Below are 11454 nucleotides of genomic sequence, written 5' to 3'. Positions count from 1 at the left end.
GCCGCCCGTGGGGCGGGCGGTCCGGCAAAGGGCCATAGCCGCCGGAAGATCGGCGGTCCGGCGGCTCAGGGCACGATCAGCACATCGGTGTTGGATTTGGCGAGGATCCGCTCCGCGGTATTGCCCAGCAGCAAACCGGCGGCGCCCTTGCGCACACCGCGCCCGACCAGCATCAGGCGCGCCTTGTTGCGGTCGACAACGCGATTGACCTCGCGCGCCGGCTTGCCGGAAACCTGGTGCAACTCACGGCAGTTGGCGCCACTGTCACGGATCACCACCTCCAGGTACGCGCGCAGGGCGCGCTGCTGTTCTGCGGCGGTGTCCTGCCTGGGTGTCAGCCCCAGCTCCTCGAAAACGCCGGGGCCGGGCAGGCAGGCGACCGCTTCCAGTTTAGCGCCCAGCAGCTGCGCCAGCCGATCGCCGGCGGTCAGCACCCGCAGGTTGAGTTCCTTGTGCAACGGGCTGTCCACGGAAGGATCCAGTGCCGCCACGAGGCGCTCGCGCTTTACCCATGGCGTGGCGACCGCGAGCCAGAGTGGCACCGGTGAACGCTCGATCAGCTGCCAGTCGATGGAACCGAAACCGCCGCGGCCAAACTGCTTTTGCGCGGTTTTGATGACCAGATCGAACGAGTCCTGTGCCAGCTTCTCGAGCGTCCAGTTGGCGATACTGTAGTGCCATACGGCCTCGGTTACCGTGTCCGCGGGCAGCGGGTGCTGGGCGCCGAGTTCCATCAGCCAGCGCTCGCGCCCGCTGACCATCGTCTTCACCAGGTCTTCCGGGGTGTCGTGCACACCGGGCAGGTTCACCTGTGACTCGTAGGCAAAACTTACCAGGTGCAGCTGCGCGCCCGTGGCCCCGGCCAGCTCCACCGCGCGCTGCAGGGCAATTTGTTCATGCTTGGGTTTATCGAGAATCACGAGAATTTTTTTCACGGGTTTATCCCTTTATGCGCCGGTTTTTATTGATGCTAATGCTAGTTGCGCGCGCGGTCTTGATCCAGATCAGTAATCCGGCGTGATTCTTTGCGGAGGCATCAACGAGATCGGGCGGCGGCTGGAAGGAGAGGGGTGCTTTGGGGGCCGTCGACAGTGGTTCGGGTAGGCGCAGTATTGGACCTCAGCACGAAGGTACTGCGGCCGCGCCGGCAGGCTCTGCGCGCCGCGCTTTCTTTGCCAGCTGCCGTTTCTTCCACCACAGGTAGCTGCCGGTAGCGAGCAGCAGCGCCGGTATCAGCCCCGCGATCAGTACTAACCAGCGTCCGACGACACCCAGCGCGTCACCGTTGTGCAGGGGAAACTGCCAGCGCAGGATTTTGTTGCCAAGCGGAAGTTCGGTGACGTTTTGCGTGAGGAGGATTTCCCCGGAATACTGATCCAGGCGTACAAAGCTGGCGCCGTAGTTGGTCCAGGCCTCGCCTGCAGCGCGAAAGGTGATGCCGTAGCTGTCGGTGTTGTCCGCGGGCAGATAGATACGTTTCAGCTCGCCTCCGGGGAACGCCGTCCGCGCTATGGCCACCGCCTGATCGGGAGAGATTCTCTGCCCCTGGTCGGCGAGCGAGCCCGGCAGGGGCGCCAGTGGCTCGGTGGCAAAGAAGGTGTCCACGACTGCGCGCACTTGCTGGGGGAATACCAGGGTGACGCCGGAAAAACTGCTCAGCAGCAGCAGCGGCAAACAATAAATCCCGAATACCCTGTGCACGTCAAAATAAAATCGAAAGCGGTTGCCGCTGCGGGAAATCGTCAAGGCGCGCCGCCAGCGCCTTCTGCCGCTTCTGCTTCTTTTCGGCCACCAGAGCAAGGCTCCGGTAATGCAGAACAGCATCAGCAGCAGGCCCATAAAGCCCACCAGGGTTTTGCCGGTGTTTCCCGCCAGCAGGGTGTAGTGCAGGCGGTAGATCCAGGTCATGGTGTAGTCGGCTGTGCCCCAGCCGCGCACTGCCAGCACTTCCGCATCGGTCGGGGAAACGCTGACTTCAATCGGGCCGGGGGCACCCTCGGGTTTGGGGAAGCGCACGACAAATGGACTGCCGGGCTGGCGCGGTGTCATCAGACGGGTGGGTTCCGGCTGTCCCGGAACCGCTGCCTGCGCCGCGGCAAAGATTTCCGTGTATGTGGCTGGGCGTGCGGAAGGTTTGAAGGTGACGGTTTCCGGTGCGAGCTTCTCATCCAGCGCGTGGTCGAACACCAGCAGGCTGCCGGTGATGCCGATCAGCGCAAGCAGCAGGCCCAGCGTAAGGCCCGCGTACTTGTGCAGGATGAAAAGACTGCTTCGCACGGATCAGAAAACCTTCGAGTAGGACAGGTTCACGTTGCGGCCCAGCCCCTTGAAGTTGCGGATATCGTTGCCCGCGGTCTGGGAGTAGTAAGTGAAGTAGTCTTCATCGGTCAGGTTCTGGATGCCCAGTGCAAATTCGCCGCCGAGGGCCTGCAGCTGCGCGCTGGCGTCGATGATGGTGTAGCCATCGAACTCTTTAGTCACTTCGCCGGCACTGTTCTCGAAGTCGCGGTCCTGCAGCCAGTTGGCCTGCAGACGGGTGCTGAAGGTATCGGTCCAGTTGCGGGCCCAGCTCAGGTTGACGCGGTTCGGCGCGATATTGCGGCCGTCCAGGTCGGTATCCACCCTGCCGTCATCGTTGGAGTCATAGCGGCCTTCGGTGTACGCGTAGCGCGCTTCCAGCGTGTCGGTGCTGGTCGCAAACCACTGACCGCGCAGTTCGATCCCATCGATTTCGGTCTGTTCGCGGCTCACGCTGTAGATGCCGTCGCTGCCCAGTGCCAGGCGCTGGCCGAATTCGGAGTCGGAGGTGTAGTAGGCCAGTTGCGCGGCAAATTTGTCCGCGCTGAAATCCAGGCCCAGCTCCCGGTTCTCGGTCAGGATCGGCTGCAGGTCGAGGAAGCTTTCCACATCCTGGTCCGGCTGGTTGATGCCGCGCAGTACCCGGCCCACGTCGGGCATCGAGAAGCCTTCGGAGTAGTTGGCATAGACCCGCCAGGCGCCACTGATCGCAAAGGTGGCGCCGATATTGCCGAGCGTTTCACTGAACTCCGGGTTGCCGCCTTTGACGAACTGGCCGCCGTTATAGGAGTAGAGGGTGGTGAAATCGTCCACTTTCAGTTCGGAGATTTCATGGCGCACGCCGGCGGTGAGGGTCAGGCGGTCGATCCCGCTAAACTCGGCCTGCGCGTAGGGCGCGATGTTCTTGTACTGGGTTGGGGGTACCCATGCGCGGTTGGTGAGAATCAGCTGCTGCCAGGTTTCATCCTGCAGCAGGTCCACACCGTAGGCGAGGCTCAGCGGCGCGTCGGCGATCCGGTCCTTGATCAGGGTCAGTTTCAGGCCGCGCTTTTCCGAATTGTTCTGTGACTGGTCGAACACCTCGTCACCGTAGGCCGGATCCTGGAAGGTACCACTCGGCGTACCGCCATAGGTGCCGGCGAAATCCTGGGAAAACACCTGCGCGCGCAGCTTCTGACCGAGGATCTCCTCATTGGTGTACTGCAGGTTGATGGTGGTCACTTCATTGGAGGGGGACTTGCCCGGTACCTCCGCTTCGATGGCGGTGGTGGGAATGCCCGCGTCGATATCGCCGTCGACACTCAGCCAGTTGTTGTTGCCCTCGATCAGGTAGTGGTTGACGGTCAACTGTACGCGCTGGTCGTCCCAGCTGTAGCCGGTCTTGACGAAGGCGTTGATGGAATCGCTGTCCATGGTGTCGCCCTGGGTGTTGTCGAAGCCGACAATTTCCCCGTTGGCGTCGTAGCTGATACCGCTGCTGCGGTAGCTGACACTGGCGAGCACATCCACCGCATCCAATTTGCCAGAAATGCTGTAGCTGCCGTTGTAACCCAGGGTGTCGCCCGGCTCGTCGGGCTGCAGTGCCGACTCGACACGCACGCTCTGCCGGAATTCGTCGCTGGGGGTGCGGGTCACCAGGTTGATGATGCCGCCGGACGCGCCCATGCCGTGAATGGCGTTGGCGCCGTGGATCACTTCCACGCGCTCCAGCATCAGCGGGTCGATGGTGTGGCCGTCGCGGCCGCCGTCGCGCAGCGGGTTGGACTGCGGGATACCGTCGATCAGGTACAGCGGTTTGCGGCCGCGCAGGCTCTCGCCGGAGCTGGTCATCTTCTGGCGGCTGGGAGAGAAACTCGGGATCAGGTTGCCGAGGATGGTGGACAGATCGCTGGTGGCGGCCATCTGCTGGGCGAGCTCTGCCTCGTCGATCAGGGTCACAGTGTTGGGAATGCTGGAGAGCGGCTTCTCTGTGCGACTGGCGGTGACGACTATTTCCTCTTCAATCTGCCGGTCGTTCGCCAGAGCGGTACTGGCGGCGAGCGAAACGGCCAGCGCCAGAGTGGTTTTTGTGCAGCGCATGCTGGAACTCCTGAAACTGTGATTGCGGGCAGGGCGGGAACCCTTTGGGGGCTCGAGGCAGATCGGCTCGAACGGGCGGCGATACTAATTGAAATGAGAATTTGTATCAATTGCATTCGCTGTATTTTGGTGGCGGGGGCGACAATTTATTTCGGTGAGTTTTTCTTCACGCTATCTATAATGTTCAGCGAGACGCCTCTGGGCATTCGCGGGCCGAGTGTTTTGGCGGGACCGGGGCTGTCTTTGGCCGAGGTGAAAATAAATGCCAAATGTGGCTTGACTCACCGGGGCAGCGCCCCTAGAATGCGCAGCCTCTTGAGCGGTTGGGGAAACCCGCCGCAGGGAAGCGAAGACAACCAGGCTTCGTTTCTCAGAGTTGATGCGGGGTGGAGCAGCCTGGTAGCTCGTCGGGCTCATAACCCGAAGGTCGTAGGTTCAAATCCTGCCCCCGCTACCAAATTTTGCGTCCGCGCATACTGGCTGTGCGGATGTGCGGTCAAAGCCCCGTCAGGGGCTTTTTCGTATCTGCAGGAAATGTGCAGGTACATTTCGAAGTGGGCCGCGGGCCCATTTTTTGTTTTACGGGGTGCATTCCTTGCGCCTCTCTCCCTTCGGGGCGGCATGTGGCCTGTGCAGAGCGGCCATCCCGCCGACTAGTGTGGTGACGTAAATGGCGAGCAAACGCGAACTGCTGGAAGAGCTTCTGGCACCGGTAGTGGCATCGCTGGGCTGTGAGCTGTGGGGTGTCGAATACCAGACCCACGGTCGCAACGCGCTGCTGCGCATCTACATCGACTCCGAAGACGGCATTACGGTGGAAGACTGCGAGAAAGTCAGTCGCCAGGCGAGTGCCGTGCTGGATGTGGAAGACCCCATCAGTAGCAATTACACCCTGGAGGTTTCCTCGCCGGGGATGGATCGCCCTCTGTACAAGCTGGACCAGTACCAGCGCTTCGTCGGCGCCCAGATCGAGGTGCGCCTGCGCATGCCGCTGGATGGCCAGCGCAAGTGGCGCGGGCTGCTGGCCGGTGTCGAGGGCGATGAAGTGGTGCTGCGCGTAGACAGCGAAAACGAATACCTGTTGCCGATCGACAGCATCGAGAAGGCAAACGTAATTCCCCAATTTACCAAGTAACTTGTATTGAGAGCCTGAAGTCAGGCGATTTAGAGGCACAGCTGCATGAACAAAGAGATCTTGCTGGTAGCCGAGGCGGTATCCAACGAGAAGGGCGTTGACCAGGAAATTATCTTCCAGGCCATCGAGGCGGCACTGGCAACTGCCACCAAGAAGCGCTATGACGAGGATTCCACCATCGAAGTCATCATCAACCGCAAGACCGGTGACTACGACACCTTCCGCAGCTGGGAAGTTGTGGATGACGATACCCTGGCGGAACTGGGTACCCAGTTCACGCTGGAAGAGGCGCACGAAAAAGATCCCGAGCTGAAGTCCGGTGACGTCTACCGCGAACAGGTGGAGAACGTCGAGTTCGGCCGTATCGCCGCGCAGACTGCGAAGCAGGTCATCGTGCAGAAGGTGCGCGAGGCCGAGCGCGCCAAGGTGGTTGACGAGTACCGCGACCGCGTCGGCGACCTGGTCAGCGGCTCCGTGAAGAAGGTGACCCGCGACTTTATCGCCGTGGACCTGGGCGGCAATGCCGAAGCGCGCCTGCCCCGCGACCAGTTGGTGGGTCGTGAGATTTTCCGCCTCGGCGACCGCGTGCGCGCCATCCTGAAGGAAATCCAGCCGGAGGCGCGCGGCCCGCAGCTGATGCTGAGCCGCTCCTGCCCGGAAATGATCATCGAGCTGTTCCGCATCGAGGTGCCGGAAATCGCCGAGCAGGTCATCGAGATCAGGGGTGCCGCTCGCGATCCGGGCCTGCGCGCCAAGATCGCCGTGACCACCAACGATGGCCGCATCGATCCGGTCGGCGCCTGTGTCGGCATGCGCGGTGCGCGCGTGCAGGCGGTTTCCAACGAACTGTCTGGCGAGCGCGTGGATATCGTGCTGTGGGACGACAATCCGGCCCAGTTTGTCATCAATGCCATGGCGCCGGCGGATATCGAATCCATCGTGGTAGACGAGGATGCCGGTTCCATGGACGTGGCGGTGGCCGAGGAGAACCTGGCCATGGCCATCGGCCGCAGCGGCCAGAACGTCCGCCTGGCGTCCGAGCTGACCCAGTGGCAGATCAACGTGATGAGCGTTGATGATTGGCAGAACAAGCAGGAGGCTGAATCCAGCGGCATCATGGAGACTTTCATGGAGCGCCTGGATATCGACGAAGACGTCGCCTCGGTGCTGGTGGACGAGGGCTTCACCACCCTGGAAGAAGTGGCCTATGTCCCCATCGAAGAGATGCTCTCCATCGAGGGCTTCGACGAGGAGATTGCCGAGGAGCTGCGCGCCCGCGCCAAAGACGCCCTGCTGACCCAGGCACTGGCCTCGGAAGAACAGCTGGATGCCTCCGAGCCGCAGGAAGATCTGTTGAATATGGATGGCATGGACCGTCATCTGGCCTACTTGCTGGCCAGTCGCGGCATTGCCACCATGGAAGACCTGGCGGAGCAGGCGGTGGACGATCTGCTCGATATCGAAGGTCTCGACCAGGAACGCGCCGCCGCGCTGATTATGAAGGCGCGCGAGCCCTGGTTTGCCGACGACAGCGGCGAAGAAGCATAAGTATTCGCGCAATACAGAAAGAAGCGCAAAACACAATTATGAAACCCCTCCGACCAAGTGACTTTAGGAGAGAGAATGGCCGAAGTAACAGTTAGCGAACTCGCCAAATCGGTTGGTGCCACCGAGGATCGTCTGCTCAAGCAGATGAAGGAAGCGGGTTTGCCCCACACAACTGCGGATGCGGTGGTGTCGGACGAGGAAAAACAGGTCCTGCTCAACTTCCTGAAAAGCAGTCACGGGGAGCAGGAATCTGCACCGCGCAAAATCACCCTGAAGCGCAAGACCACCACCACGCTGAAGACCGGTTCTGGCACCGGCCGCAAGACCGTGAACGTGGAGGTGCGCAAGAAGCGTACCTATGTGAAGCGCCCACAGGCAGAGCTTGAGGCGGAGGAGACCAGAGAGGTGGCGGCCAAGGCGGAGCTGGACAAGGCTCTGGCCGAGCAGGCCGCGCTGGAGCAGGCCCGCGCCGAACAGGCCGAGGCCGAGCGCGCCCGCGCCGAAGCCGAGGCCCGGGCTGCGCGCGAGGCGGCCGCAGTCGAAGCTGCCGTTGAGAAACCCGCCGCAGCGGAAGCTGCCGCCGAGCCCGAGGCGCCGGCAGAAAAAACAGCGGCCCCGGTTCGCACCAGCTATGTGGACGACATAGAGGCGATGCGCATCGCCGCCATGGAGCGACGCAAGCAGCAGACCGAGCAGGAAGAGCGCGAGCTGGAAGAGAAGAAGGCCCGTCTGGAGGCTGATCGCCAGCGCGCGGAAGAGGAGCGGAAAGAAAAGGCCAAGGCCGAAGCGGTCAAGCCGGCGCTGCGCCGCAAGCTGGAAACAACAACAGTGGAAGTGGAGCGCGACGAGGACGAGCCGCGCAAACGCCGCGGTCGTCGCGGCGCCAAGTCCGGCCCGAAGAAAACCAGCAGGACTACGCTGTATGAGCAGGCGCTGGAAGCGTTCGAAGACGACGAAGCGGAGAAGCGCAGCACCCGCTCGCTGTCCCGTCCGACGCTGAAAATCAAACCAACCCACGGCTTCAAGAGGCCGACAGGAAAGCAGGTGTACGAAGTACAGTTGGGTGAAACCATCACCGTTGGCGAACTGGCCAAACAGATGAACATCAAGGCCGGTGAGCTGATCAAGCGCCTGATGAAAATGGGCGAGATGGCCACCATCAATCAGAGCCTGGACCGCGACACTGCTGTGTTGATCATTGAGGAAATGGGGCACAAGGCGGTCTTCCGCTCCGAGAGCGAACTGGAAGAGAGCCTGGTGGCCGAAGCCCAGGCAGTCGAGGGCGAAGAAGTTTCCCGCGCGCCGGTGGTCACAGTGATGGGCCATGTCGACCACGGCAAGACCTCGCTGCTGGACTATATCCGCAAGACCAAGGTTGCCTCTGGCGAAGCCGGCGGCATCACCCAGCATATCGGTGCCTACCGGGTGAAGACCAGCCAGGGTGAGGTCGCCTTCCTGGATACTCCGGGGCACGCCGCCTTTACCGCCATGCGCGCGCGCGGCGCCCAGGCCACCGACGTGGTGATTCTTGTGGTGGCCGCGGACGACGGCGTCATGCCGCAGACCGAAGAGGCCATCAATCACGCCCGCGCTGCCGGCGTGCCGCTGGTTGTCGCCATCAACAAGTGCGACAAGGAAGCGGCCGATCCGGACCGGGTCAAGAACGAGCTGGCAGCGAAGGACGTGATTCCGGAAGATTGGGGTGGCGACACGCAGTTCATCAATGTGTCCGCGCACACCGGTCAGGGTATCGACGAATTGCTGGAGGCGGTTTCCCTGCAGGCGGAAATGCTCGAACTGAAGGCCAAAGTCGGCGTGCCGGCCACCGGCGTGGTGATCGAATCCCGTCTGGAGAAAGGCCGCGGCGTGGTCGCCACACTGCTGGTGCAGAACGGCGAGCTGAATCGCGGCGATATCGTACTGGCCGGTCAGAGTTACGGCCGCGTGCGCGCCATGACCAACGAACTGGGTCAGCAGGTCAAAGAGGCCGGCCCGTCCACACCGGTGGAACTGCTGGGTCTGGATACCACACCCAACGCCGGTGACGAGTTCATGGTCGTCGCAGACGAGCGCAAGGCCCGCGAAGTGGCCGAGCAGCGCGCCGACAAAGAGCGCATCGAGCGCCAGCAGCGCCAGCAGGCTGCCAAGCTGGAAAACATGTTTGCGGATATGGAAGCCGGTGAGCGGAAAGTGCTGCCGGTGGTCATCAAGGCCGACGTGCGCGGCTCCCTGGAGGCTATCCTGGGTGCACTGGCCGATATCGGCAACGAGGAAGTGTCCGTGAACGTGGTGTCCAGTGGTGTGGGCGGTATCGCCGAGAACGACATCAACCTGGCCCTGACCTCCGGCGCCATCGTGATCGGCTTCAACACCCGTGCCGACGTCGCCGCGCGCAAGCTGGCGGAACAGGAAGGGGTGGAGATCCGCTACTACAGCGTGATCTATAACCTGCTGGACGAAGTGAAGCAGGCCCTGTCGGGCATGCTGGAACCGGAAGTGCGCGAGGATATCGTTGGTATCGCCGAAGTGCGCGATGTATTCCGCTCGCCCAAGTTTGGCGCCATCGCCGGCTGTATGGTCACCGAGGGCACCGTGTACCGCAACAAGCCGATACGCGTACTGCGCGACAACGTGGTGATCTACCAGGGCGAACTGGAGTCTCTGCGCCGCTTCAAGGACGACGTGCAGGAAGTGCGCAACGGCATGGAGTGTGGTATTGGCGTTAAGGACTACAACGACGTCAAGCCCGGCGACCAGATCGAGGTCTACGATATCGTTAAGGTTGCCCGCGAACTGTAAGTTCGCGGCGAAATTAACCAGCTCGTCACCCCGGCGCAGGCCGGGGTCCAGTTTCCCCGCCGGGGACTGCTGGATTCCGGTACCGGCTCAAGCCCAGCACAGGCTCTGCGCCGGAATGGCGCCGGATTGATGAGTAGCGAAGCCAGTCCCATAGGTAACCAATGGCAAGAGAATTCTATCGCGCCGACCGCGTCGCCGACGCCATGCGCCGCGAGCTGGCGCAACTGATCCAAAAGGAAGTGCGCGACCCGCGTCTGGGCATGGTCAATGTCAACGATGTGGAGGTGAGCCGCGACCTGACTGTGGCCAAGGTGTATGTCACCTTCGTCGGCGAGGACGACCGCGCTGTGATCAACACCTCCATGGAGGTGCTGAACAAGGCCGCCGGTTTCCTGCGCACGCAGCTGGCGCGCGCCATTCAAATACGCACGATTCCGCGTCTGCAGTTCCGCTACGACGAGACATCCGTGCGCGGTCAGGAACTGTCCGCGCTGATCGACAAGGCGGTGAAAGCGGATCGCGAGCACCATGCCGACGACAGCAGCGATGCAGGCGAAGACAAATCCGCAGGCGCGGATTTGGACGCCGACGGCGCCCGTAGGGCGACCACCAAGGACGGTGGGAGTCAGTGATTCATGGGCCGCAGACCTAAATGGGGCCGGCCGGTTCACGGTGTGCTGTTGCTGAACAAGCCCGCCGGCATCACCGCCAACGACGCCCTGCAGAAAGCCAAACGCCTGTTTTTCGCCAACCGCGCCGGCCACACCGGTGCGCTGGATCCGCTCGCCACCGGCGTGCTGCCGATCTGTTTCGGCGAGGCGACCAAGTTTTCCCAGTACTTGCTGGATGCGGACAAGCGCTACCGCAGCACCTTCTGCTTCGGCATGACTACCGCCAGCGGTGACGCCGACGGCGACGTGCTTGAGACCCGCGACGCCTCCGGCCTGACCGAGAAGGCGGTGCTAAAGGCCATGGAGCAGTTCCGCGGTCGCATCAAGCAGGTGCCGTCCATGTACTCGGCGCTCAAGCACAAGGGCCAGCCGCTGTACAAGCTGGCGCGCCAGGGCGTGGAAGTGGAGCGCGAGGCGCGCGAAGTCGAGATCTTCGAATTCGAGCTGCTGAGCTTCACGCCGGGCGCCCTCACGCCGGATAAACAGCCGCGCGTCGAAGTGGAGGTGCACTGTTCAAAGGGCACCTATATCCGCAGCCTGGCGGAGGACCTGGGGCAGGCCCTGGGCGTGGGCGCCTATGTGGAGCAGCTGCACCGCAGCGCCGCCGGGCCCTTCGAGGAGACGGACGCCATCACGCTGGAAGAGCTGGCCGCTGAGCGCGGCGAGGATCGGGCGGAACTGCTCGATCACCACCTGCTGCCGGTGGATTCTCCCGCCGCCTCGCTGCCCAAACTGATACTGCCGGATGACTCCGGTTACTATGTGCGTCAGGGGCAGCCGGTAATGGATCTGCAGGTCTACCGTATAGGGGAAGAAGGTGATATGGTGCGCCTCTTCCTGGAAAGTGGCGATTTTCTGGGCGTAGGAGAGATTACCGATGACGGGCGGGTCGCCCCGCGGCGTCTGGTAAGCAACCTGTAGGAG

General features: G+C 62.4%; 8 protein-coding genes and 1 tRNA gene. 6 read left to right on the top strand and 3 right to left on the bottom strand.

Features of this window, described 5'->3' with window-relative positions:
- Positions 1-65 precede the first annotated feature (65 nt).
- The 3 genes from RRF64_RS07870 to RRF64_RS07860 form a co-directional block, all read right to left on the bottom strand.
- Positions 66-935 (bottom strand): universal stress protein, encoded by an 870-nt coding sequence (locus RRF64_RS07870; protein WP_323845284.1) that lies wholly within the window; start codon positions 933-935, stop codon positions 66-68.
- Positions 936-1119: 184 nt separating this feature from the next.
- Entirely contained in the window at positions 1120-2277 is a 1158-nt protein-coding gene (locus RRF64_RS07865; protein ID WP_323845283.1) for a PepSY-associated TM helix domain-containing protein, read from the bottom strand.
- 3 nt (positions 2278-2280) lie between these two features.
- Positions 2281-4377: a TonB-dependent receptor gene (locus RRF64_RS07860; RefSeq protein WP_323845282.1), complete on the bottom strand. Its 2097-nt coding sequence runs from the start codon at positions 4375-4377 to the stop codon at positions 2281-2283.
- A 380-nt stretch (positions 4378-4757) separates the two neighbouring features.
- On the opposite strand from RRF64_RS07860, the gene RRF64_RS07855 reads away from it, so the two are divergent.
- From RRF64_RS07855 to truB, 6 genes are all read left to right on the top strand, one after another.
- Positions 4758-4834, top strand: a tRNA-Met gene (locus RRF64_RS07855).
- A gap of 213 nt (positions 4835-5047) precedes the next feature.
- Entirely contained in the window at positions 5048-5512 is a 465-nt protein-coding gene (gene rimP, locus RRF64_RS07850) for a ribosome maturation factor RimP (protein ID WP_323845281.1), read from the top strand.
- Between the two features lie 45 nt (positions 5513-5557).
- Positions 5558-7060, top strand: coding sequence for a transcription termination factor NusA (gene nusA / locus RRF64_RS07845; RefSeq protein ID WP_323845280.1), 1503 nt, complete (start codon positions 5558-5560; stop codon positions 7058-7060).
- A gap of 75 nt (positions 7061-7135) precedes the next feature.
- Positions 7136-9859 (top strand): translation initiation factor IF-2, encoded by a 2724-nt coding sequence (gene infB / locus RRF64_RS07840; RefSeq protein WP_323845279.1) that lies wholly within the window; start codon positions 7136-7138, stop codon positions 9857-9859.
- A gap of 161 nt (positions 9860-10020) precedes the next feature.
- A complete protein-coding gene (rbfA, locus tag RRF64_RS07835; protein WP_323845278.1) occupies positions 10021-10491 on the top strand; it encodes a 30S ribosome-binding factor RbfA in 471 nt (156 codons plus the stop codon).
- Between the two features lie 3 nt (positions 10492-10494).
- Positions 10495-11451 carry a tRNA pseudouridine(55) synthase TruB gene (truB, locus tag RRF64_RS07830; protein WP_323845277.1) on the top strand — a complete coding sequence of 319 codons (957 nt, stop codon included), beginning with the start codon at positions 10495-10497 and terminating at the stop codon, positions 11449-11451.
- The last annotated feature ends 3 nt before the right edge of the window (positions 11452-11454 follow it).

The sequence above is a fragment of the Microbulbifer magnicolonia genome, assembly GCF_035117725.1.
Lineage (GTDB): Bacteria > Pseudomonadota > Gammaproteobacteria > Pseudomonadales > Cellvibrionaceae > Microbulbifer > Microbulbifer magnicolonia.
This window is presented reverse-complemented; position numbering and strand designations above follow the sequence as displayed.